Consider the following 23,318-nt stretch of genomic DNA (forward strand, 5'->3'; position numbering starts at 1 on the left):
ATTAGTGGTTCGAGAACCAGTTCAGTTTATCCCGCAGGCCGACCACGCGGCCGACGATGATCAGCGCCGGACTAGCCATCTGCTGCGCCAGGATATCCAGTTGCCCTAAGGTGCCACTGACCACTTTTTGCGACACGGCGGTGCCGTTCTCGACGATGGCGGCGGGCATATCTTCAGCCATGCCGTGAGCAATGAGCTTCTCGCGGATCGCCGGCGCCTGGTTCAGACCCATGTAGAACACCAGGGTTTGCTTCTCCACTGCCAGGTTTGCCCAGTCCAGCTCGCCGCCGGTTTTCAGGTGGCCGGTGACCAGGCGGACGCCCTGGGCGAAATCGCGGTGTGTTAACGGGATCCCCGAGTAGGCGGAGCAGCCGGAGGCGGCGGTGATGCCTGGAACAACGGAGAAGGGGATGCCCGCCTCACAAAGGGTTTCCAGCTCTTCCCCTCCGCGGCCAAAGATAAAGGGATCGCCGCCTTTCAGCCGGACCACGCGTCTGCCTTTTTGCGCTTCACGCAGCAGGATCTGGTTGATCTCCTCCTGCGGGACGCAGTGGTAGCCAGAGCGTTTGCCGACGAACACCCGGTCAGCGTCGCGACGCACCAGATTCATGATGTCGTCGGAAACCAGCCGGTCATAAACCACCACGTCGGCCTGCTGGATCTGCTGCAGACCTTTGAGCGTGAGCAGCCCGGCGTCACCGGGACCGGCGCCAACCAGGACGACCTCGCCGCGATGCTCCAACGGCTCCGTCAGCAGCTGCTCGGTGGTATCCGCCACCGCCTGCCGATCGTCATTGGCCAGCGACTGCGCCAGCCGGTCGTTCACAAACAGCTTCTCCCAAAAGCGGCGGCGTTCGCCCACGCTGGCAAACTGCTGCTTAACGCGCGCGCGCAGATGGCCGGCATAGCGGGCCAGCTGGCCGAGATGCAGGGGTAAGACTGACTCCAGCTTCTCGCGCAGCAGGCGCGCCAGCACCGGCGATGTCCCGCCCGAAGAGACGGCGACCATCAGCGGCGAGCGGTCGATGATGGACGGCATAATAAAGCTGGCCTGGCGCGGGGCATCCACCACGTTACAGAAGATACGCCGCGCTTCGGCTGCGTCGCTGACCTGCTGGTTCACCGTCTCATTATCGGTAGCGGCGATGGCCAGCCAGCAGGTGTCCAGCAGCGAGGGGATAAACTCACCCTGCACCAGGGTTAGCATCTGTGAATCGGCCCACACCTGAAACTGCGGGGTGAAGTCGAGCGCATTGACCGTGACGTTTGCGCCAGCATCCAGTAGCAGACGGGCCTTGCGTTCGGCGACATCCCCGCCGCCAACCAGTAAACAATCCCGCTGGCGCAACTGGCAGAATATGGGTAAGTGATCCACAGAATAACCTCATGAAAATAAGGGGTAGAAAATGCGTGGTCGTAGAATAGCAGCAAAGGTAATACAAAACATGCGACTTATCCCGCACTCATGCGTTGTCGGTCAGAAGTGTTGCTTATGTCTCCCCCCGTAGCCGGGGGGAGGAAGAGGACTTACGCTTTAAGCTGCACCTGGCCGTCTTTCACCCGGGCGTCGAAGCGGGCGATGGAGTGGCTGGCATCTTCCATGCACAGGCCGTCGCTCAGGCGGAAGCGCTGCTTTTTCAGCGGGCTGGCAACCCATAGCGCGCCGTCATGTTCGCCGATAATCCCGCGAGACAGCACGCTGGCGTTGAAGAACGGGTCAATGTTGCTGATGGCGAATACCCTGTCGTCCTGGTAGGGACGGAAGATCGCCACCTGCTGCTGGCCGAGCAGCGCGCAGACGCCGGTGGCCGGCAGGATGTCGTCAATTTTGCAGATGTTTACCCACTGGCTCATACGTTTTCCTCCACCAGCGTGACCGGGATGCGCTCATAGGGCGTGGCCGGGCGGTGCTGGTCACGTTCCGGCACCACCTGTACGTTCGGGTCGTGCTGGTCGCTGTTGATAAAGTGTTTGAAGCGGGTCTGCGCCGCCGGGTTGTTGACGGTTTCGGTCCACTCGCAGGCGAAGGCGGCGCGCAGGCGAGCCAGCTCCTCTTCCAGATGGTCGTTCAGGCCCAGCTTGTCATCGATGATGACGCTGCGCAGATAGTCGATGCCGCCTTCCATGTTGTCCAGCCACGGCGCGGTGCGGGTCAGCTTATCGGCGGTGCGGATGTAGAACATCATAAAGCGGTCGAGATACTTAATCAGCGTCTCGCGATCAAGGTCCGCGGCCAGCAGATCGGCGTGGCGCGGCTTCATCCCGCCATTACCGCACACGTACAGGTTCCAGCCTTTCTCGGTGGCGATGATCCCCACGTCTTTGCCCTGGGCCTCCGCACATTCGCGGGTGCAGCCGGAGACGCCGAACTTCATTTTGTGCGGGGTGCGGATGCCTTTGTAGCGGTTTTCCAGTTCCACGCCGAAGCCGACGCTGTCGCCGACCCCGTAGCGGCACCAGGTGCTACCGACGCAGGTTTTCGCCATCCGCAGCGCTTTGGCGTAGGCGTGGCCGGTTTCGAAGCCCGCTTCAATCAGCTGACGCCAGATCTCCGGCAGGTCGTCTTTCTGCGCGCCAAACAGGCCGATGCGCTGGGAGCCGGTGATTTTGGTGTACAGATTGAATTCACGCGCGATACGGCCCACGGCGACCAGCCCTTCCGGCGTGATTTCGCCGCCAGCGGAGCGCGGGATCACCGAGTAGGTGCCATCTTTCTGAATGTTGGCAAGGAAGTTGTCGTTGGTGTCCTGCAGCGGCGTGTGCTGCGGTTTGAGGATGTACTCATTCCAGCAGGAGGCCAGCAGAGAGCCGACGGTCGGCTTACAGATCTCGCAGCCATAACCCTGACCGTGTTTTTCCAGCAGTTCGTCGAAGGTTTTAATGCCTTCCACGCGGATCAGGTGGAACAGCTCCTGGCGGGAGTAAGCGAAGTGTTCGCACAGGTTGTTGTTGACCTCGATGCCCTGTTTCGCCAGTTCGGCATTGAGCACCTGCGTCACCAGAGGGATACAACCCCCGCAGCCGGTTCCGGCTTTGGTTTCCGCTTTCAGCGCCGCGACGGTGTGGCAGCCTTTGTTGATGGCGGCGATCAGGTCGCCTTTACTGACGTCAAAGCAGGAGCAGATCTGCGCGCTGTCCGGCAGTTTATCGACGCCGATCGACGGCTTGCCGCTGCCGGCGTGGGCCGGAAGGATCAGCGAATCCGGATTTTCCGGCAGCTCGATAGCGTTGAGCACCAGTTGCAGCAGATTGCCATAGTCGCTGGTGTCACCGACCAGCACCGCGCCGAGCAGCGTTTTATTGTCGGCGCTGACGATCAGGCGCTTATAAACTTCTTTGCTTTCGTCGAGATAGACGTAGCTGCGGGCGCCCGGCGTACGGCCGTGGGCATCGCCGATCCCACCCACGTCCACACCCAGCAGCTTCAGCTTGGCGCTGAGGTCGGCGCCGGTGAAGCTGTTTTCACTGCCGAGGAGATGGTCGACGGCCACCTGGGCCATTTTATAACCCGGGGCGACGAGGCCATACACGCGGTTGTTCCAGCTGGCGCATTCCCCGATGGCGTAGATGTCCGGGTCGGAGGTCTGGCAGCTATCGTTGACCATGATGCCGCCGCGCTGGGCGACCGCCAGCCCGCACTGGGTGGCCAGCTTATCGCGCGGGCGGATCCCGGTTGAGAAGACGATGAAATCGACCTGCAGCTCGCTACCGTCGGCGAAGTGCATGGTTTTACGCGCCTCGGTGCCCTGCTGGACGATCTCTTTGGTATTTTTACTGGTGTGAACTTTCACGCCCATGCTTTCAATTTTGCGCCGCAGCTGCTCGCCGCCCATCTGGTCGAGCTGCTCGGCCATCAGCATCGGCGCGAACTCGATCACGTGGGTTTCCACGCCGAGGTTTTTCAGGGCGCCTGCGGCTTCCAGGCCTAGCAGGCCACCGCCGACCACCGCGCCGCGTTTGCTGCGACGGGCGCAGGATTCAATCGCGTTAAGATCTTCAATGGTGCGATAAACGAAGCAATCCTGAGTTTCCGCGCCTTTAATCGGCGGGATCCAGGGGTATGAGCCGGTCGCCATAATCAGCTTGTCGTAGAACACGGTGCGCCCGGCGCTGGAGTGGATCACCTTCTCCTGGCGGTTGATGGTGATCGCCCGTTCGCCGACCAGCACCTTGACGCCGTGTTTCTCATAGAAACCTTCGCGCACCAGCGACAGCTCTTCTGCGGTATGGTGGGAGAAATAAGACGACAGGTGGACACGGTCGTAGGCGATACGCGGTTCTTCACAGAACACGGTAATGTCGAACTGTCCGGCAGGCGCCTTATCGAGAAGCTCTTCGATAAAGCGATGGCCAACCATGCCGTTACCGATGATAGCGATTCTGACTTTGCTCATTTTTGCCTCGATTTCTTTTCTATTACCGCCTACCTTAACGATTCAGCCATCAGGCTTATTGATGCAAATCAATGACAACTTCACCTACCACTTAATGGGTATATAATTGATTTGTCTGTATTTTTCTAAGTTATGGAAAACGCTGGCTTTTCCTTTTTGCTGATTTTGTGTACAAGAATTGGATGGGCCGCGATTGGGGTTGGGCAGAAAACTAGCCATATTGAATGGAGAAGGTGATATGACAGCAGCGCCGCTTTGGTTAATTCAGAACGTACGCCTGGCAGACCGCGACGGCCTGTGGCAAATAGCGATTGATAAGGGCCGCTTTGGCGAGATCACGCCGATGGGCGAGGCGCGCGACGAAAGCTACGAGGTGTTGAACGCTCGCGGCGGGCTGGCGATCCCGCCTTTTATTGAGCCGCATATCCACCTGGATACCACCCAGACGGCCGGCGAGCCGCACTGGAACCAGTCCGGCACCCTGTTCGAGGGGATTGAGCGCTGGGCGGAGCGAAAAGCGCTGCTCAGCCATGAGGACGTCAAAGCCCGGGCGTGGAAAACCCTGAAGTGGCAGATCGCCAATGGCGTGCAGTTTGTCCGCACTCATGTCGACGTCTCCGATCCCACATTAACGGCGCTGAAGGCGATGCTGGAGGTCAAACGGGAGGTCGCGCCATGGGTCGAGTTGCAGATAGTTGCTTTTCCACAGGAGGGGATCCTCTCTTACCCCAATGGCGAAGCGCTGCTGGAGGAGGCCCTCAAGCTGGGGGCGGATGTTGTTGGGGCCATCCCGCATTTTGAGTTCACCCGTGAATATGGGGTGGAGTCGCTGCATATCGCCTTCCGGCTGGCGCAAAAATATGATCGCCCGCTGGATATTCACTGCGATGAAATTGACGATGAACAGTCGCGCTTTGTTGAAACCGTTGCCGCGCTGGCGTTAAAGGCGGGGATAGGGGCGCGGGTGACGGCCAGCCATACCACCGCCATGCACTCCTATAATGGCGCTTATACCTCGCGCCTGTTCCGCCTGCTTAAGCTCTCCGGTATCAACTTTGTCGCCAATCCGCTGGTGAATATTCATCTGCAGGGCCGGTTTGATGACTACCCTAAGCGACGGGGGATTACCCGGGTGAAGGAGCTGATGGCGGCGGGGATCAACGTGTGCTTTGGTCATGATGACGTCTTTGACCCGTGGTACCCGCTGGGGACCGGCAATATGCTGCAGGTCCTGCATATGGGCCTGCACGTCTGCCAGCTGATGGGCTACCAGCAGATCAACGACGGTCTGAAGCTTATCACCGCCAACAGCGCCCGCACGTTTGGCCTGGAGGATTACGGCATTGTCAGCGGCAACCCGGCTAACCTGATCATTCTCCCGGCGGAGAATGGCTTTGAGGCCGTCCGCTGCCAGGTGCCTGTGCGCTGGTCAATTCGTCAGGGAAGGGTGATCGCGACCACCCAGCTGGCGCAAACCTGGATCCAGACCGACCGCGGTGGCGAGGAGCTCTCTTTTATGAGGAACAGCCCCCTTGCGGACGCAAAGGGGCCGAAGGCTTAGTGAGACGCCGCCTGAGCGTTGTTCTGGCGGTGACGGGAGACGAAGCCGAGGATAAAGCACATCACGAATACCACGGCATAGAGGCCGTTAGCGGTGTGCAGCGCGGCCAGTGGACCGCTGGCAGCCACAATCGGGCCGGTGACCACGAAAGTGAGCATGGTGCCGATGGTGCCGCAGGTGAGGATAAAGTTCACCAGCTTCGGCGAAGCGACCCGCGTCTGCTGCGAGCCGAGCGTAATGATCGAGGTGTAGATGGCGCTGGAGAAGAAGCCCAGGGTCAGAATAAACCACGGCATATGCTCCGGGGAACCATTGATAAACAGGTACATCAGCACCGTCGCGAGCCCGGCGAGGACGGTTAAGATACGCTGCAGGTCGAAGAAGCGCAGGATGAAGCTGAATGACCACATGCCGATCATGTAGGACATCCAGAAATCGCTCACCAGTTTACCGGCATCCCCGAGGCTCATGCCCAGGCTCTTCGCATATTCCGGTACCCAGGAGATAAAGCCCAGCTGACCGAGGATGTAGCACAGCGCCGCAACGGAGAGGAACAGCACGCCGATGCCCCACTTCTCTTTCACTACCGGCTGGCTGTTTTCGCTCTGCGCTTTTTTGCCCAACACCGGAAAATCACAGCCGAAAGTCAGGACGAAAATGGCGACATACACCAGACCAATACAGGCGTAGACCCAGTACCACTCGATGCTGCGCGCCAGCAGGACGGCGGCGACCATCGGGAAAATCATTCCCGCCATGCTAAAGAAGGAGTCGGTAAACAGCAGACGCGCTCCGCGCTGACGGCCTTCATACATATGGGTGATCAGGAAGGTCCCGATCGACATGGTGATCCCGCTCACCAGCCCGAGAACGAACATCGACGCGGAAAACAGCGCCAGGCTGTGGCTGAGCATCAGGCCGGCCACCGCCAGCACCATCAGAATAAAGCCAAAGCGCAGCTGAGTTTTCAGCGGCACGATTTCCATCAGCCAGGCATTGAGGAAGATAGAGATCAGAATACCGGCGTTCAGAAAGGTAAAGGTGTTGCTCATACTGGAAACGGGCAGATGGAAATAATCCGCAATGTTACCCATCACCATCCCGGTGACGATCACCAACGCGCCGGTCAGGGCGTAGGAGAAGAAGCTGATCCATGTGAGCTTAATACGGTTGCTGTTAGTCATGACTGGCCTGTGAATAGAAAGGTAAAGCGCGTTGACGCTGCGCCGGGCGGACAGATTTTATTCGTTCAGGTGATGTAATCAAATGTTTATTGTGAAAGTGGTTATCTTTTGCATGGTTTAATGTGACATGCATCACACTTTATTCGCCGCACAGGAGAACGTTTGCGCGGTTACAATTATTACAGCTAAGTAAAATTTGGTAAAAGGCTGGCCCAGGATGCAAAGGCTCTTTAGAATCAAGGCACTCGCTTTTATTCTGCTCCGTTAAGGAATTTCCATGCTCAAATCAACACTGGCGGCGATGGCTGCCGTTTTCGCCATTTCAGCGTTCTCCCCGGCCATGGCGGCAAAGGGCGATCCGCATGTGCTGCTGACCACCTCGGCAGGGAACATTGAGCTTGAGTTAAACAGTCAGAAAGCCCCGATTTCCGTGGATAACTTCCTGAAGTACGTCAACAGCGGCTTCTACAACAACACCACCTTCCACCGCGTGATCCCGGGTTTCATGGTGCAGGGCGGCGGCTTTAACGAGCAGATGCAGCAGAAACAGCCTAACCCGCCGATTAAGAATGAAGCAGACAACGGCCTGCGCAACACCCGCGGTACCATCGCGATGGCGCGTACCGCCGACCAGGATAGCGCCACCAGCCAGTTCTTCATCAACGTGGCGGATAACGCCTTCCTTGACCATGGTCAGCGCGACTTTGGCTATGCGGTGTTTGGCAAGGTAGTGAAAGGTATGGACGTCGCGGATAAGATCTCCCAGGTCCAGACCCATAACGTCGGCCCATACCAGAATGTGCCGACCAAACCGGTTGTTATCCTCTCTGCGAAAGTGCTGCCCTAATCCTTCCACGGCGCGGTGTGCTATCGCCGCGCCCGGTTGCCTCCCGGCATAACCTGAAATTGCTGCTTATACTTGTGGCACACAGGGGACGATAAGGGGGGCGACGATGCGTCCACTCACCGAAAAGCAAAAATCCCGACTCTGGGAACAGACACGCAATACCAATTTTCAGGCCAGTCGTCGCCTTGAAGGCGTGACGGTGCCGCTGGTTACGTTGACTGCCGAAGAGGCGCTGGCGCGTCTGGCGACGCTGCGGAGGGAGTATGAGCGATAAATTCGGCGATGAACGCGATCCTTACCTCTACCCGGCGCTGAATGTCCTGCGCAACCGCCTCGGCATCCGGCAGGCTAAAAATCTGCAACAGGCCGCCTTTGAGATGACGGCGTTGCGGGCGGCAACCTTGCCGCTGGGGCCGCGGGTGCGCGGCTTACCCTATCTGTGCGCGATTCATCATCAGCTGTATCAGGATCTGTTTGACTGGGCCGGCCGGTTACGTGAAGTGAACCTCTACCTGGGCGATACGCCGTTCTGCCACTTTGCCCGGATCGAGGAGGAGGGGAACGCCCTGATGCAGGCCCTTGAGCAGGAGGATTATCTCAATGGCCTGCCGCGCGAGATCTTTATTGAACGCCTGAGCTGGTTCTATGGCGAAATTAATGTGCTGCACCCTTTTCGTCTTGGCAATGGCCTGACCCAGCGCATTTTCTTTGAACAGCTGGCAATACATGCCGGCTACCTGCTTGACTGGCGTGACGTCGACCCCGCCGGCTGGAGCGCGGCCTGCCAGCAGAGCGCGATGGGCGATCCGGCTCCGCTGGTGGCGATCTTTCGCAAAGTGGTAAGCGAAGCGCGGGAATCTGAGTAGAATAGCCCGGTTTTGATTGTTCCGGAGCCGCTATGATCCTGCTTATCGATAACTATGACTCTTTCACCTGGAATCTGTATCAGTACTTCTGCGAACTGGGTGCGGAAGTACTGGTCAGGCGCAATGATGCGTTGACGCTGGAGGAGATAGCGGCGCTGGCGCCGGAGAAAATCGTGATCTCGCCAGGCCCCTGCACGCCGAATGAGGCGGGGATTTCCCTCGCGGTTATCCGCCACTATGCGGGGAAAACGCCGCTACTGGGCGTCTGTCTCGGGCACCAGGCGATAGCCCAGGCGTTTGGCGCGACCATCGTACGGGCGGCACAGGTGATGCATGGTAAAACCTCGCTTATTGAGCATAACGGCGAAGGGGTGTTTCAGGGGCTGAATAATCCCCTGACGGTGACCCGTTATCACTCGCTGGTGATTGACCCGCCGACGCTCCCGCCCGAGTTTATCGTCACCGCCCGCAGCGCCAGCGCTGAGATTATGGGGATCCGCCACCGCGCCTGGGATCTTGAGGGCGTGCAGTTTCATCCGGAAAGCATCCTCAGCGAGCAGGGCCATCAATTGCTGGAAAACTTTCTGAAGCGGTGATTTTCAGTTGCCATTGACTGATTTTTTATGCATATTTTGTGATTATATTTTCATGATTACATCTGCATAACGAAGAGGGATGGGCAAGACATGGCAACTGAACAACCGGCAATCACCCGCGCCACATTCGATGAAGTTATTTTGCCGATTTATGCACCAGCAGAATTCATCCCGGTGAAAGGGAAAGGCAGCCGCGTCTGGGATCAGCAGGGCAAAGAGTATGTTGATTTTGCCGGCGGTATCGCGGTGACGGCGCTCGGCCATTGCCACCCGGCGCTGGTGGCGGCGCTCCACGAGCAGGGCGAAACGCTGTGGCACACCAGCAACGTCTTTACCAATGAGCCAGCGCTGCGTCTGGGACGTAAACTTGTCGAGGCCACCTTCGCCGAGCGCGTGGTGTTTATGAACTCCGGTACGGAAGCCAATGAAACGGCCTTTAAGCTGGCGCGTCACTATGCGGTGACCCGCCATAGCCCGTATAAAACCAAAATCATTGCCTTCCATAATGCCTTCCATGGCCGCTCCCTGTTTACCGTTTCCGTCGGTGGGCAGCCGAAGTACTCCGATGGTTTCGGCCCGAAACCGGCGGATATTGTCCATATTCCCTTCAACGACCTGCAGGCGGTAAAAGCGGTGATGGATGACCACACTTGCGCAGTGGTGGTGGAGCCGATTCAGGGCGAAGGCGGCGTGACGGCAGCGACGCCGGCCTTCCTGCAGGGGCTGCGTGAGCTGTGCGATCAGCACCAGGCGCTGTTAGTCTTTGATGAAGTGCAGTGCGGTATGGGGCGTACCGGATCGCTGTTCGCCTATATGCATTACGGTGTGACGCCGGATATTCTGACCAGCGCCAAAGCGCTCGGCGGCGGCTTCCCGGTCAGCGCCATGCTGACCACCCATGAGATCGCCAGCGCCTTCCATGCGGGTTCCCATGGCTCAACCTACGGCGGCAACCCGCTGGCCTGCGCGGTCGCCAACGCCGCCTTCGATCTAATCAATACCCCGGCGGTGCTGGATGGCGTGAGCGCGAAGCGCGAACTGTTCGTCAAACACCTGCAGCAGCTGGATGCTGAATTTGATCTGTTCAGTGATATTCGCGGGATGGGCCTGCTGATTGGCGCCGAACTCAAGCCGCAGCACAAGGGCCGCGCGCGTGATTTCCTCTATGCCGCTGCGCAAGCCGGCGTCATGGTGCTCAACGCCGGGCCGGACGTGATGCGTTTTGTTCCCTCGCTGATCATCGACGAGCAGGATATTGCCGAGGGGATGGCGCGTTTTGCCCAGGCAGTGGCAAAGGTGATTAACGGCTGATTTTCCGCAGCCAGATGCCATGATGCGGCCGCTGACGCCATGCTACTGACGATATGGTATGCATGGTGTTCAGATGGCCCAGAATGCGTTGCAGGTGCTGCTCCAGGGTACTTAACGGACCGTTCGGCACCTCTGTTTCCGGCGACTCCAGAATATTGGCATCCCCTGCGCTGCCGGGACCATCGCTGTCCAGCCGCTGCTGGCAGCGTTGCAAGGCAATCTCACAAGATTCGAGATAGCGCTGGGCAAGATCCGGGGTGAGCATCGTATGCTCCCGGGCCAGGGTGGTCATAGCGTTGATGTGTTCGACGATAAACTGACTGTGCGTCACCCACAGCTTCATATCTTCCAGGTAGTGGGTATTAAAACCGGGCTCCTGCATCGCCTGATTCAGGGAGTTGTAGAGCGCGTTATGCGCCTGGTTGACGCGCATGCGTTGATAGGCCAGCGCGGGGGCTTTTGGATCGGCGCTGAGGATCAGGCGAATCGCCTGCTGGTCGGCCTCCAGCGCATCGTGGGCGTTTTTTTTCAGCAGGCCGCTCTGCCACTGCGGCCACAGCCAGACCATCCCGCCGAAGGCGATCAGGCAGCCGATAAGCGTGTCGATAAGCCGGGCGACAATAAACTGTTCGCCGTTGAGCGTCAGCAGTTGCAGGGTATACACCGCCGTCACCGTAAAGCCTACCATCGCCCAGCCATAGTGTTTACGGATGATCAGATAGCTGAGCAGGGTAATCAGCAGCATGCCACTCAGGGTATAGCTCTCCGGAACGTGAAAGTGCAAGGTTAGCCCGGCGATGACCAGGCCGGCGAGCGTTCCCGCCGCCCGGTGAACAATTCGCACCCGCGTGGCGCCGTAGCCGTTTTGCGTGACGAAGAGCACCGTCATCAGGATCCAGTAGGGCTTCGGCAAATGCAGGGCGTTGCCCATCAGGCTGGCGACGCTCAGCATGACGCTGATGCGCGCGGCATTGCGCAGTGCGGGTGATTTCAGCGACAGATAGTTCTTTAGCGCGGGAAACAGCGGTAAACGACGCTCTTTGTCGGCCATCAGATCCCGGGCATACAGGGGGCGCTGGGTATGCAGCACCCGGGCGATACGGCTAAAGTGCCAGGCGCAGAACTGACCGACCGGGTTGTCCGGATGCTGGCGGGCGATCTTTTCCAGAGCCTCAATCTGTTTATCCATCTGAAAACGCTGCGGAAAGCGATGATAGAGAATATCATCCGCCAGCACGCGCAGGCGGGCAGCGACGGTTTGCGCATTCCAGCGGATCACCGCTTCGGCATGGCTGCGTTCCACCAGCTTTTGTACCTCTTCTGGCTGATGCAGGCTAACCGAAATATGTTCCTGTAGATCCAGCCCAACCTGGAACGCCCGCAGCAGACGCTTGTGGTCGTTGCGTTGGTTGGCGGCCAGCATATGCATCTGCTGATAGCACTGGGTAATCAGGTCGACTACCTTCTGCTGGCGGGTGAGCAGCGGCGGCAGGGCGGTCGACGGATCGGTATGCTGGGTCAACAGACTGTATTTGGCTTCACAATAGTCAGCCAGTTCCCGGTAAAGCAGGCTGAGCGACTCCCGCAGCGGCTGTTCGCGCCACAGCCAGAACCAGAGCCAGTTAAACACGCCGTACCACAGCGTACCGAAAGCGTAGATCAGCAGTGGTTCCCAGATGGGCATATTGCCCGCCAGGCTCAGGGTAAAGATAGCGGCGATCAGCGACGCGGGCAGCAGGCGCGCGTGCAGCGAACTGATCTCCGCGGTGACGCCGAGCAATAGCGCCAGGCCGCTGAGAATAAGCGGCAGGGGAATGGCCTGAGCGAGCAGCAACTGCACCACCAGACTGCATCCGGCAAACAGACAGCCGCCGATAATCAGACGTTTGAAAAAGCGCTTATGTGGGGTATCAAGACCGGCAATGTTGCAGCAGGCGGGCACTAAGGAAAACAACAGCCCCTGCTGGAGATGGCCGAGCAGAAGACCGATGGCCACAGGCAGACACAGCACCAGCGTTTGCCGCAGTGCATAGTTGACTTCCGGGTGGTAAATCAGCCTGCGCCACATGAGGGAAAAACAAGAACGGCGTACTGCAGGAGCAATACGCCGCTTAGCAACTTAACGGGTGCCGTAGACGACGATAGTTTTACCGTGTGCGGAAATCAGGTTCTGATCTTCCAGCATTTTCAAAATACGGCCAACCGTTTCACGAGAGCAGCCGACGATCTGACCAATTTCCTGACGGGTAATTTTAATTTGCATACCGTCCGGGTGGGTCATGGCATCGGGTTGCTTCGCCAGGTTCAGCAGCGTCTGGGCGATACGGCCCGTCACGTCGAGGAAGGCGAGGTTGCCCACTTTCTCAGACGTGACCTGCAGACGGCGAGCCATTTGCGAAGAGAGGCGCATCAGAATGTCCGGGTTAACCTGGATCAGCTGACGGAATTTCTTATAAGAGATTTCGGCCACTTCACATGCGGTTTTCGCCCGTACCCAGGCGCTACGCTCCTGACCCTCTTCAAACAGGCCTAATTCACCGATGAAATCGCCCTGGTTGAGGTAGGAGAGGATCATCTCTTTACCTTCTTCATCCTTGATGAGTACAGCCACGGAGCCTTTAACGATGTAGTACAGCGTTTCTGCTTTTTCACCCTGGTGGATCAGCGTGCTCTTTGATGGGTACTTATGAATGTGGCAATGAGACAAGAACCATTCAAGGGTAGGGTCTGTTTGCGGTTTGCCAAGCACCATGCGCGGTTATCCTCTGTTATAAGCTATCTCCGGGCGCCGACACTACACGGCGTCCGGGCATGCAATCGTATTGTTTCCCTATACCTGGGAAGCTGGCTGATGATTTTTCGACAGCCCGTAATGTGAACTCCTCTGCATACATGCAGTACATCAATGTAATACTGTAGCATCCAGACTGTTTTAGCATAGCTTTCGCCGCATGTCTCCTGGTGTCTCGCTTCAGCATGACGCAGGTCGCCTTCCGTTGCGAGAATTGTTATGTGCGCGTAATCTGACAGGAAAATTGCGATACTGGAGTTAAATTTTATGCAAGCGCGTGTGAAATGGGTTGAAGGGTTAACCTTTATCGGGGAGTCCGCGTCAGGACACCAGATTCTGATGGATGGCAACTCCGGGGATAAGGCACCCAGCCCGATGGAGATGGTGCTGATGGCGGCGGGCGGTTGCAGTGCGATCGATGTGGTTTCTATTCTGCAAAAAGGTCGCCATGAGGTGACCAACTGCGAAGTGAAGCTGACGTCGGAGCGCCGCGAAGAGGCGCCGCGTCTGTTTACGCATATTAATCTGCACTTTATCGTCACCGGTAAGGCGCTGAAAGATGCCGCGGTCTCCCGGGCGGTGGATCTGTCGGCAGAGAAATACTGCTCGGTGGCGCTGATGCTGGAAAAAGCGGTGAAGATCACCCACTCCTATGAAGTGATCGAGGCGTAGTCTTCGCCTGCCGTTGTGAAGCATCTCAACCCCGGCCTGGCCGGGGTTTTTTCTGTTAGCCGATCTTGCGGCCTTCCATCAGGCGCTCGACCAGCGGCGTCATGATAAGCTCCATCGCCAGCCCCATTTTACCGCCCGGCACCACCAGCGTGTTCATGTGCGAGATAAACGACCCCTGCAGCATCGCCAGCAGCCAGGGGAAGTCGATATTCTGCAGGTTACGGAAATGGATCACCACAAAGCTCTCGTCCAGCGAGGGAATAGTTTTCGCGGCAAACGGGTTGGAAGTGTCTACCGTCGGCACGCGCTGAAAGTTGATATGGGTGCGGGAAAATTGCGGGGTAATGAAGTTGATGTAGTCTTCCATCGAGCGGACGACTGAGTCCATCACCGCCTCCCGGGAGTGGCCGCGCTCGCTGGTGTCGCGAATAAGCTTTTGGATCCACTCGAGGTTAACGATAGGCACTACGCCGACCAGCAGGTCGACATGGCTGGCGACATCATGATGCGGCGTGACAACCCCGCCGTGCAGCCCCTCATAGAACAGTACGTCTGTCGGCTCCGGCAGCGGCTGCCAGGGGGTGAAAGTCCCTGGCACCTGATTCCACGGTACGGCTTCGTCATAGGTATGCAGGTATTTCCGCGACTGGCCTTTTCCGTGGCGGCCATAGTCGATAAAGGTCTGCTCCAGCAGGCCAAAGTCGTTCGCCTCCGGGCCAAAGTAGCTGATATGTTTGCCCTGATCCCGCGCCTTGCGGATCGCCATGTCCATTTCCGGGCGGGTGTAGCGATGAAAGCTATCGCCTTCCACCTCCGCGGCGTGCAGGTTTAGCTGCGCGAAGATTTTGCGAAAGGCAAGGCTGGTGGTGGTAGTGCCCGCGCCGCTGGAGCCCGTGACGGCGATCACCGGATGTTTGGCAGACATAACAACTCCCTGGTTAAACGATGTAGTGGCGTCGCCTTAGCCGTTAAACAGCGCGCGCGGCATAATATTGACCGTCTCATGCAGTTCCGACCACACAAGGACCGCCTCTCCGCGTTTCAACTGCTGTTTTACATCGGCGACTTTATCGGCAAGTGAACGTTCATGTTCACCATAATCGGTGCCTTCACGTAACACAAAGCTTTCAATCAGGTTATCCAGCGTTTCGGGATCCAGATCCTGCCAGGGAATAATCATACGGCGACCTCCAGCCAACGGTTTAACCAGTCCGGGATGCGTCTTTCCAGCCACATCTCCGGCTTACGCAGGGTGCCGCCGACGAAACCAACGTGGCCGCCTTGCTCAGTTAATTGATACTCAACGTTCGCCGGCAGTTGCTCCTGCGGCGGTATGGAGTGGTGATCCATAAATGGATCGTCTTTCGCGTGAATGATGAGCGTTGGCTTAGTGATATCGCTGAGCCGCGGCATGGCGCTGCATTGCCGGTAATAATCCAGCGCATCGGCGAAACCATGGATTTTGGCGGTGATCATATCGTCAAATTCCCGGATGCGGCGCATCCCTTTAAGCTGGCGTAAATCGACAGGCAGTGAGCCAGGATACGCTTTCAGCTTGCGTGAGGCATTGGCTTTTAACAGATTGAGCAGATAGCGCTGATAAACCCGCGAGAAGCCCTTATCCATATGATAGCTGCAGGCTTCCAGCATAAAAGGCGCGGAGACGATCACCGCCGCATCCAGCGGGCAGCGGTCGCCTTCTTCTGCCAGCAGGCAGCCCAGCATATTGCCGCCTAGTGAATAGCCGACGGCCGCAGTCGGCGCGGGACCAAACTCGCGCTGTAGCCAGTGCAGAAACCAGGTGCCATCTTCTGTTTCGCCGGAGTGATAGATGCGGTTATTGCGGTTAGGTTCGCCGCTGCAGCCGCGGAAATGCATAACCACGCCCAGCCAGTCGCGCTGCATCGCCGCGTGGATCAGACCATGGGCGTACGGGCTGTGCAGGCTTCCTTCGAGACCATGAAAGACGACGAGGCGCGGCTTATGGCGCGCCTGATGCGGGTCTTCGCTCCAGGCCAGATCGACAAAATCGCCGTCCGGCAGCTCAAGGCGCTGCCAGTGCGGGGTAAAGCGCAATTTACGGCGGATCAGCCGCGGCAGCATGGTTTGCAGATGACGATTGCCCACGCCGCGCATCGGATGGAACTCACGCGAATCGTTTTCGGGGGGCGTCATGTCTGTGGGGATGATTTCAACCATAGCACCAGAACAATTAATAAACGTGATGATGACTATACCGCGCAGGGCGCACAGGGGTTAGCCAATATGTGGTCTTGTGGCCAGCGACGCCAGGTTACAGCAAAAACAAATCATTGATGTCACTGATGGCAGGCCATGGAGAGGGCAGAAACCCACCCTGCCAGCGGCATCGTACGCGCAGGCAGGATGAGGAAGTCAATATTAGCCTTCCTGAAGCATCTGCTCCAGCTGCTCCTGGGCCTCCAGCCAGGCCATTTCACACTCCTCCAGCCCGGACTTCGCGCTGGCCTGCTGCTGCAGGCATTCGGTTAGTTCGGCTTTACGTGAGGCGTCATAAAGCTCACTGTCGCCAAGTTTTTCTTCCGCACTGGCCAACTGCGCGTTGAGCTTGTCCATCTCTTTTTCCAGACGGGCGATCTCTTTGCGCAGCGGTTGGGTCTGGCTGCGCAGTTCCGCTTCCCGACGCTTCTGGTCCTTGCGCGCCTGCGCGCTGTTGCCGCTCTCTTTTGGCGCGTCGCTGCTCTGTGATTCCTGTTTTTGCGAGTCGCTGAGCCACTGCTGATAATCTTCCAGATCGCCGTCGAACGGCTCGACTTTACCGTCATGAACGAGGTACAGATCGTCGGTGGTGGAACGGATCAGGTGACGATCGTGCGACACGACAACCAGCGCCCCTTCAAAGTCGATCAGCGCTTCGGTTAAGGCCTGACGCATATCGAGGTCAAGGTGGTTGGTCGGTTCATCGAGCAGCAGCAGGTTAGGGCGCTGCCAGACGATCAGGGCCAGTACCAGGCGCGCTTTTTCTCCACCAGAGAAGCGGCGGGTCTCTTCGCTGACCTTATCGCCCTGGAAACCAAAGCCGCCCAGATAATCACGCAGTTTCTGCTCCAGTTCCTGCGGGGCCAGGCGCGCCAGGTGCTGCAGCGGCGACTCATCGGCACGCAGGAACTCCAGTTGATGCTGGGCGAAGTAGCCGAGCTTGATACCTTTTGCGAGACCGATCTCGCCGCTCACCGGCTGGAGTTCACCCGCCAGCAGCTTAATCAGAGTCGACTTCCCGGCGCCGTTGCGGCCCAGCAGGCCGATGCGCGAGCCCGGCACCAGATTGAGCTTGATGGAGTCGAGGATAATACGCTCGCCGTAACCGGCGCTGACTTTCTCCATTTTCAGTAACGGGTTAGGCAGACTCTCCGGCTGGCGGAAGCTGAAGTGGAACGGGTTATCCACGTGCGCCGGGGCGATAAGCTCCATCCGTTCGAGCATTTTGATACGGCTTTGCGCCTGCTTGGCCTTGGTGGCCTTAGCGCGGAAGCGGTCGATATAGCTTTGCAGATGCGCAACGCGCTGCTGCTGGCTTTCGTACATCGCCTGCTGCTGAGAGAGACGGGTAGCGCGCTGCACTTCGAACGAGCTGTAGTTACCGGTGTACTCAAACATCGTCTGCTGTTCGATATGGATAATTTTGTCGACGATAGGATCGAGAAAATCGCGATCGTGGGAGATCAGGATCAGCGTCCCTGTGTAACCCTTAAGCCATTTTTCGAGCCAGATGACGGCATCGAGGTCGAGGTGGTTAGTCGGTTCATCGAGCAGCAGCAGATCGGAGCGGCAAATCAGCGCCTGGGCGAGGTTAAGGCGCATACGCCAGCCGCCGGAAAAATCGCTGACCGGCCGCTCCAGCTGTTCGTTGCTGAATCCCAGACCGTGCAGCAGGCTGGCAGCGCGCGAACGGATGGTCCAGGCGTCGATGGCGTCCAGCTTGCCGTGGACCGTGGCGATGGCATGGCCGTCGTTGCGCTCATTTGCCTGCTGGAGCGCGGCTTCCAGCTGGCGGTATTCACGATCGCCATCAATAACATAATCGATAGCCGGCTGAGGCAGCGCCGGGGTTTCCTGATTCACCCATGCCAGCTGCCAGCTGCCTGGAAAGGTCATACTGCCGCCGTCAGCGCTTATCTCGTTTTTCAAAAGCGATAGCAGCGTCGATTTCCCGCAGCCGTTTTTCCCCACCAGACCGACCTTTTGGCCAGGGTTGATGGTAGCGGTGGCGTTGTCCAGCAGGACGCGTACGCCGCGACGAATTTGTAACGAGGAGAAAACAATCATAAGGCGCCGTATGTTCAGACTATGTTAATTTGTCATTATGATAATGTAGTGTGGAAGCGAATCGCTTCACCGGGCCGCCATGGTAGCCCAAAACGAAGACGATACACAAAGTCATTCTGGCGGTGTCAGAACACCGGGGCTGCGCAGGCCGCCAGAAGACCTACGGGAGGGGAATGATGTCTCAGACAGCGAAAGTGTTGCTGCTGTATGCCCACCCAGAATCTCATGATTCCGTGGCCAACCGGGTTTTATTAGAGCCGGCCTTACAGTTGCCGAACGTCACCGTGCACGATCTTTACGCGCACTATCCGGATTTTTTTATCGATATCGCTCATGAACAGGACCTGCTGCGCCAGCATGAGGTGATTGTTTTCCAGCATCCTTTATATACCTGGAGCTGTCCGGCGCTGCTCAAGGAGTGGTTGGATCGTGTGTTAAGCCGCGGCTTCGCCAGCGGTGCCGGAGGAAACGAACTGGCGGGAAAGTACTGGCGTAGTGTGATCACCACCGGCGAACCTGAGAGCGCCTACCGTCGCGATGCCAATCGCTATCCGATGAACGATATTTTACGTCCTTTTGAACTGACCGCCGGCATGTGCCGTATGCACTGGATGAGCCCCATTATTGTCTACTGGGCACGGCGGCAACAGCCAGAGGAATTGCGTAGCCGCGCTCGGGCCTACCGGGACTGGCTGGCCAATCCCCTTACCGCCGGAGGTATACATGGCGGGATCTGATTTGCTGCTGGCGGGCGTTCTTTTTTTGTTCGCCGCCGTTATTGCCGTACCTCTGGCCTCAAGATTGGGTATTGGCGCGGTGCTGGGCTATCTGCTGGCCGGGATTGCGATTGGCCCGTGGGGACTTGGGTTTATCAGCGATGTGGATGAAATTCTCCATTTCTCTGAGCTCGGCGTAGTGTTTCTGATGTTTATCATCGGCCTGGAGCTTAATCCGGCCAAGCTATGGCGGCTGCGAAGCTCTATCTTCGGCGTTGGCGCGGCGCAGGTGATGCTCAGCGCGGCGATCCTCGGTGGATTGCTGATGACGACCGGGTTTTCATGGCAGGCGGCGGTGGTCGGCGGGATCGGCCTGGCGATGTCTTCCACCGCCATGGCGCTGCAGCTGATGCGTGAGAAGGGAATGAGCCGCAGCGAATCGGGGCAGTTAGGCTTTTCGGTCCTGCTGTTTCAGGATCTGGCGGTGATCCCGGCGCTGGCGCTGGTTCCCCTGCTGGCCGGTTCCGCGGATGAGCATGTTAACTGGCTGACGGTCGGTATGAAGGTCCTGGCCTTTGCCGGGATGCTGATTGGCGGACGCTATCTGCTGCGGCCGGTGTTCCGTTTCATCGCCAGCTCAGGGGTCAGGGAAGTGTTTACTGCCGCCACGCTACTGCTGGTCCTTGGGTCGGCGCTGTTTATGGAGGCGCTGGGGTTGTCGATGGCGCTTGGTACCTTTATCGCCGGCGTGCTGCTGGCGGAAAGCGAGTATCGCCACGAACTGGAAATCGCTATCGATCCGTTCAAGGGGCTGCTGCTTGGGCTGTTCTTTATCTCCGTCGGCATGGCGCTGAACCTTGGCGTGCTGTATACCCATCTGCTGTGGGTGGCGGTGAGTGTGGCGGTGCTGGTGGCGGTAAAAATGCTGGTGCTCTATCTGCTGGCCCGTCTCTATGGCCTGCGAAGTTCAGAGCGGATGCAGTTTGCGGGCGTATTAAGCCAGGGCGGTGAGTTCGCGTTTGTCCTCTTTTCGCTGCCCGCCTCTCAGCGGTTGTTCCAGCATGACCAGATGGCGCTGCTGCTGGTGGCGGTGACGTTGTCGATGATGACGACGCCGCTGCTGATGAAGGGGATAGATAAGCTATTGTCGCGACGGCTGAATCCGGCAGATGATACCGATGAGGCGCCGTGGGTGGAGGATGACAAGCCGCAGGTGATTATTGTCGGGTTTGGTCGCTTTGGTCAGGTTATCGGTCGCCTGCTGATGGCCAATAAGATGCGTATTACAGTGCTGGAGCGGGACATCAGCGCGGTGAATCTGATGCGAAACTATGGCTACAAAGTCTATTTTGGCGACGCTACCCAGCTGGAGCTGCTGCGCTCGGCGGGAGCGGAAGAGGCGCAGTCGATCGTCATCACCTGTAATGAGCCGGAAGACACCATGCGGCTGGTGGAAATGTGTCAACAACACTTTCCACATCTGCATATTCTGGCCCGCGCACGCGGTCGCGTTGAGGCGCATGAGCTGCTGCAGGCCGGTGTGACGCAGTTTTCTCGTGAAACCTTCTCCAGTGCACTGGAACTGGGGCGCAAAGCGCTCATCACCCTGGGGATGCATCCTCACCAGGCCCAGCGCGCGCAACTGCACTTCCGACGGCTCGATATGCGAATGCTGCGCGAGTTAATGCCAGTGCATACTGATACGGTACAGGTATCTCGCGTGCGGGAAGCCCGACGCGAACTGGAAGAGATTTTTCAGCGTGAAATGCAGAAAGAAAGTCGGCAGCTGGACGGCTGGGACGAGTTTGAATAAAGGTAAATCATATGGCAGTGCGTAAACGTTTTATTGCCGGGGCGAAATGTCCGGCGTGCCAGGCGCAGGATTCGCTGGCGATGTGGCGTGAGAATAATGTCGATGTCGTTGAATGCGTTAAGTGTGGTCACCAAATGCGTGAGGCGGATAAAGAGGCCCGCGAGCATGTACGCAAAGAGGAGCAGGTGATTGGCATTTTTCATCCCGACTAGCGTTATCCGTCGGCTTTTTTTAAGCTAGAGGGTACACGGCTGCAGAATTCCGCTACAATCTGCGCCACTATTCTTCCCATCTCAGGAGATATCATGAAAGTAGCAAAAGACCTGGTGGTCAGCCTGGCCTATCAGGTACGTACAGAAGACGGTGTGTTGGTTGATGAGTCTCCGGTAAGCGCGCCGCTGGATTACCTGCACGGTCACGGCTCCCTGATTTCCGGCCTGGAAAACGCGCTGGATGGCCACGAAGTGGGCGACAAATTTGACGTAGCTGTCGGCGCTAACGACGCTTACGGCCAGTATGACGAAAACCTGGTGCAGCGTGTACCGAAAGACGTCTTTATGGGCGTTGATGAACTGCAGGTTGGTATGCGCTTCCTGGCGGAAACCGATCAGGGTCCAGTACCGGTAGAAATCACTGAAGTTGAAGACGACCACGTTGTGGTTGATGGCAACCACATGCTGGCTGGCCAGAACCTGAAGTTCAATGTGGAAGTTGTCGCTATTCGTGAAGCAACGGCTGAAGAGCTGGAGCATGGTCACGTGCATGGCGCTCATGGCCACGATCACGATCATGACCATGGTCATGACGGTTGCTGCGGCGGCCACGGCCACGATCATGGTCACGACCATGAACACGGCAAAGGTGGTTGCGGTAACGGCGGTTGCGGTTGCCACTAATGGCGTCGCGTTCGCGCGGATAGCCAAAAAAAGCGGGGAAACCCGCTTTTTTTACGTCTCAATAATGGGGAGGCGGCGTCTCTTCTGCCTGAGAGGCGATATGGGACGGTTGGGTCGCCTTCAGTTTCTCGATCATCAGACGCATATGCTCCCGCATCTTCGCCATCTCTATCTCGTGGGCGGTCACGGTTTTATTGAGGTCTTCGATGGTGATTTCCTGAAACGCCAGCCGGCTTTCCAGCTCTGCAAGGCGCGTTTCTAATGTGCTATCGTGCATGGGTAACCTCTTTAGTCTGATCCTGCGAGCGGATTCTACTTAAGTTTCTCTTTTCGCGCAGCATCGCTGCGTCTGACAGGAAACTTATTCATACAAAAATAGTCCTAAAAGAGGCGATATTCAGGAACGTCCGTATGTAGATTTTAACGGCAACGTTCTATAGTACGTTTTTTGCTTTTTACGATAACCCTGGGGTGAGAGGCCCCGGCCCTGGAGAAATGGATGAAATCACTGTTTAAAGTAACGCTGCTGGCGACCACAATGGCCGTCGCCCTGAATGCACCGCTGACCTTTGCTGCAGATGCGGCGGCGAAGGCAGCCCCAGCGGCTGAGAGTAAATCGGCATTTAAAAATGACGATCAGAAATCCGCCTATGCACTGGGCGCGTCTCTCGGGCGTTACATGGAAAACTCCCTGAAAGAACAAGAAAAGCTGGGCATTAAGCTGGACAAAGCCCAGTTGATCGCCGGCGTACAGGACGCGTTTGCCGATAAGAGCAAGCTGTCCGACCAGGAGATCGAACAGACTCTGCAGGCCTTTGAAACGCGCGTGAAGACCGCGGCTCAGCAGAAAATGGAAAAAGACGCGACTGAGAACGAAGCCAAAGGCAAAACCTTCCGCGATAGCTTTGCTAAAGAGAAGGGCGTGAAAACCTCGAAAACTGGCCTGCTGTATAAAGTCGAGAAAGAAGGCACTGGTGATGCGCCGAAAGACAGCGACACCGTGGTGGTTAACTACAAAGGCACCCTGATCGACGGTAAAGAGTTTGATAACTCTTATACCCGCGGTGAGCCGCTCTCTTTCCGCCTGGACGGCGTGATCCCGGGCTGGACGGAAGGCCTGAAGAACATCAAGAAAGGCGGTAAAATCAAGCTGGTCATTCCACCGGATCTGGCTTACGGCAAAACCGGCGTTCCGGGGATCCCGGCCAACTCTACGCTGGTCTTTGACGTAGAACTGCTGGATATCAAACCGGCGCCTAAGGCGGATGCACAGCCGGAAGCCGCTGGCGACGCGAAAGCCGCAGACGCGAATGCTGACGCTAAGAAGTAATCGGGTTCAGGCCGCCGTCTCGTCAGAGGCGGCGGC

General features: G+C 57.6%; 23 protein-coding genes. 12 read left to right on the top strand and 11 right to left on the bottom strand.

The features are described from left to right. Nucleotide 1 precedes the first annotated feature (1 nt). From cysG to nirB, 3 genes are all read right to left on the bottom strand, one after another. A complete protein-coding gene (cysG, locus tag SP68_RS01785; RefSeq protein WP_012540419.1) occupies nt 2-1,375 on the bottom strand; it encodes a siroheme synthase CysG in 1,374 nt (457 codons plus the stop codon). Between the two features lie 152 nt (nt 1,376-1,527). Next, nucleotides 1,528-1,854, bottom strand: a complete 327-nt coding sequence (gene nirD, locus SP68_RS01790) for a nitrite reductase small subunit NirD (RefSeq protein WP_022065526.1) — start codon at nt 1,852-1,854, stop codon at nt 1,528-1,530. Beyond that, nucleotides 1,851-4,394: a nitrite reductase large subunit NirB gene (gene nirB, locus SP68_RS01795; protein WP_040968921.1), complete on the bottom strand. Its 2,544-nt coding sequence runs from the start codon at nt 4,392-4,394 to the stop codon at nt 1,851-1,853. Before nirB ends, nirD begins: the two co-directional genes overlap by 4 nt. A gap of 238 nt (nt 4,395-4,632) precedes the next feature. Here nirB and SP68_RS01800 point away from each other — a divergent pair, with 238 nt between their 5' ends. Beyond that, on the top strand, nt 4,633-5,955 hold the full coding sequence (locus SP68_RS01800) for a cytosine deaminase (protein WP_012540421.1): 1,323 nt from the start codon (nt 4,633-4,635) through the stop codon (nt 5,953-5,955). On the opposite strand, the gene tsgA is transcribed toward SP68_RS01800, so the two are convergent. Continuing rightward, nucleotides 5,952-7,139, bottom strand: coding sequence for an MFS transporter TsgA (gene tsgA / locus SP68_RS01805; protein ID WP_002920240.1), 1,188 nt, complete (start codon nt 7,137-7,139; stop codon nt 5,952-5,954). The genes SP68_RS01800 and tsgA overlap by 4 nt on opposite strands. Before the next feature lie 277 nt (nt 7,140-7,416). Here tsgA and ppiA point away from each other — a divergent pair, with 277 nt between their 5' ends. From ppiA to argD, 5 genes are all read left to right on the top strand, one after another. After that, complete coding sequence (gene ppiA / locus SP68_RS01810) at nt 7,417-7,986, top strand: peptidylprolyl isomerase A (protein WP_002920238.1); 570 nt, start codon at nt 7,417-7,419, stop codon at nt 7,984-7,986. Nucleotides 7,987-8,092: 106 nt separating this feature from the next. Next, nucleotides 8,093-8,260, top strand: a complete 168-nt coding sequence (locus SP68_RS01815; RefSeq protein ID WP_012540423.1) for a YhfG family protein — start codon at nt 8,093-8,095, stop codon at nt 8,258-8,260. Next, nucleotides 8,250-8,852 carry a putative adenosine monophosphate-protein transferase Fic gene (locus SP68_RS01820; RefSeq protein WP_012540424.1) on the top strand — a complete coding sequence of 201 codons (603 nt, stop codon included), beginning with the start codon at nt 8,250-8,252 and terminating at the stop codon, nt 8,850-8,852. Before SP68_RS01815 ends, SP68_RS01820 begins: the two co-directional genes overlap by 11 nt. Before the next feature lie 32 nt (nt 8,853-8,884). Next, nucleotides 8,885-9,448, top strand: coding sequence for an aminodeoxychorismate synthase component 2 (gene pabA, locus SP68_RS01825; protein ID WP_012540425.1), 564 nt, complete (start codon nt 8,885-8,887; stop codon nt 9,446-9,448). Between the two features lie 90 nt (nt 9,449-9,538). Then, the gene (gene argD / locus SP68_RS01830; RefSeq protein WP_040968920.1) at nt 9,539-10,759 is read left to right on the top strand and encodes a bifunctional acetylornithine/succinyldiaminopimelate transaminase; all 1,221 of its coding nucleotides are present in this window, start codon (nt 9,539-9,541) and stop codon (nt 10,757-10,759) included. Here the strand turns inward: argD and SP68_RS01835 are convergent. Both SP68_RS01835 and crp read right to left on the bottom strand, forming a co-directional pair. Further along, the gene (locus SP68_RS01835) at nt 10,749-12,827 is read right to left on the bottom strand and encodes a YccS/YhfK family putative transporter (RefSeq protein WP_012540426.1); all 2,079 of its coding nucleotides are present in this window, start codon (nt 12,825-12,827) and stop codon (nt 10,749-10,751) included. The two genes, argD and SP68_RS01835, sit on opposite strands and share 11 nt — an antisense overlap. Before the next feature lie 51 nt (nt 12,828-12,878). Then, on the bottom strand, nt 12,879-13,511 hold the full coding sequence (crp, locus tag SP68_RS01840) for a cAMP-activated global transcriptional regulator CRP (protein WP_000242758.1): 633 nt from the start codon (nt 13,509-13,511) through the stop codon (nt 12,879-12,881). Nucleotides 13,512-13,817: 306 nt separating this feature from the next. Between crp and SP68_RS01845 the strand changes: the two genes are divergently transcribed. Continuing rightward, nucleotides 13,818-14,222: an OsmC family protein gene (locus SP68_RS01845; RefSeq protein WP_004202200.1), complete on the top strand. Its 405-nt coding sequence runs from the start codon at nt 13,818-13,820 to the stop codon at nt 14,220-14,222. 55 nt (nt 14,223-14,277) lie between these two features. Here the strand turns inward: SP68_RS01845 and SP68_RS01850 are convergent, their stop codons facing one another. The 4 genes from SP68_RS01850 to SP68_RS01865 form a co-directional block, all read right to left on the bottom strand. Then, nucleotides 14,278-15,147 carry a phosphoribulokinase gene (locus tag SP68_RS01850; protein WP_032740264.1) on the bottom strand — a complete coding sequence of 290 codons (870 nt, stop codon included), beginning with the start codon at nt 15,145-15,147 and terminating at the stop codon, nt 14,278-14,280. A gap of 36 nt (nt 15,148-15,183) precedes the next feature. Beyond that, nucleotides 15,184-15,402 (bottom strand): YheU family protein, encoded by a 219-nt coding sequence (locus SP68_RS01855; protein WP_002920151.1) that lies wholly within the window; start codon nt 15,400-15,402, stop codon nt 15,184-15,186. Further along, a complete protein-coding gene (locus SP68_RS01860; RefSeq protein ID WP_232692637.1) occupies nt 15,399-16,358 on the bottom strand; it encodes a hydrolase in 960 nt (319 codons plus the stop codon). The genes SP68_RS01855 and SP68_RS01860 overlap by 4 nt, the downstream gene beginning before the upstream one ends. Nucleotides 16,359-16,622: 264 nt before the next feature. Continuing rightward, on the bottom strand, nt 16,623-18,527 hold the full coding sequence (locus SP68_RS01865) for an ABC transporter ATP-binding protein (RefSeq protein WP_008807036.1): 1,905 nt from the start codon (nt 18,525-18,527) through the stop codon (nt 16,623-16,625). A 173-nt stretch (nt 18,528-18,700) separates the two neighbouring features. Here SP68_RS01865 and kefG point away from each other — a divergent pair, with 173 nt between their 5' ends. The 4 genes from kefG to slyD all read left to right on the top strand — a co-directional run bounded on the left by kefG (nt 18,701) and on the right by slyD (nt 21,952). Continuing rightward, nucleotides 18,701-19,264: a glutathione-regulated potassium-efflux system ancillary protein KefG gene (gene kefG, locus SP68_RS01870; RefSeq protein WP_008807037.1), complete on the top strand. Its 564-nt coding sequence runs from the start codon at nt 18,701-18,703 to the stop codon at nt 19,262-19,264. Next, on the top strand, nt 19,251-21,056 hold the full coding sequence (gene kefB, locus SP68_RS01875) for a glutathione-regulated potassium-efflux system protein KefB (protein ID WP_008807038.1): 1,806 nt from the start codon (nt 19,251-19,253) through the stop codon (nt 21,054-21,056). The genes kefG and kefB overlap by 14 nt, the downstream gene beginning before the upstream one ends. 11 nt (nt 21,057-21,067) lie before the next feature. Then, nucleotides 21,068-21,268, top strand: coding sequence for a YheV family putative zinc ribbon protein (locus tag SP68_RS01880; RefSeq protein ID WP_002920143.1), 201 nt, complete (start codon nt 21,068-21,070; stop codon nt 21,266-21,268). Nucleotides 21,269-21,361: 93 nt separating this feature from the next. Then, nucleotides 21,362-21,952: a peptidylprolyl isomerase gene (gene slyD / locus SP68_RS01885; protein ID WP_008807039.1), complete on the top strand. Its 591-nt coding sequence runs from the start codon at nt 21,362-21,364 to the stop codon at nt 21,950-21,952. Between the two features lie 58 nt (nt 21,953-22,010). On the opposite strand, the gene SP68_RS01890 is transcribed toward slyD, so the two are convergent. After that, nucleotides 22,011-22,229 carry a protein SlyX gene (locus SP68_RS01890; protein WP_002920136.1) on the bottom strand — a complete coding sequence of 73 codons (219 nt, stop codon included), beginning with the start codon at nt 22,227-22,229 and terminating at the stop codon, nt 22,011-22,013. Between the two features lie 222 nt (nt 22,230-22,451). Here SP68_RS01890 and fkpA point away from each other — a divergent pair, with 222 nt between their 5' ends. Next, nucleotides 22,452-23,282 carry an FKBP-type peptidyl-prolyl cis-trans isomerase gene (fkpA, locus tag SP68_RS01895; protein ID WP_012540430.1) on the top strand — a complete coding sequence of 277 codons (831 nt, stop codon included), beginning with the start codon at nt 22,452-22,454 and terminating at the stop codon, nt 23,280-23,282. Nucleotides 23,283-23,318 lie beyond the last annotated feature (36 nt).

This window comes from Klebsiella variicola (genome assembly GCF_000828055.2).
In the GTDB taxonomy this organism is placed as follows: Bacteria; Pseudomonadota; Gammaproteobacteria; order Enterobacterales; family Enterobacteriaceae; genus Klebsiella; species Klebsiella variicola.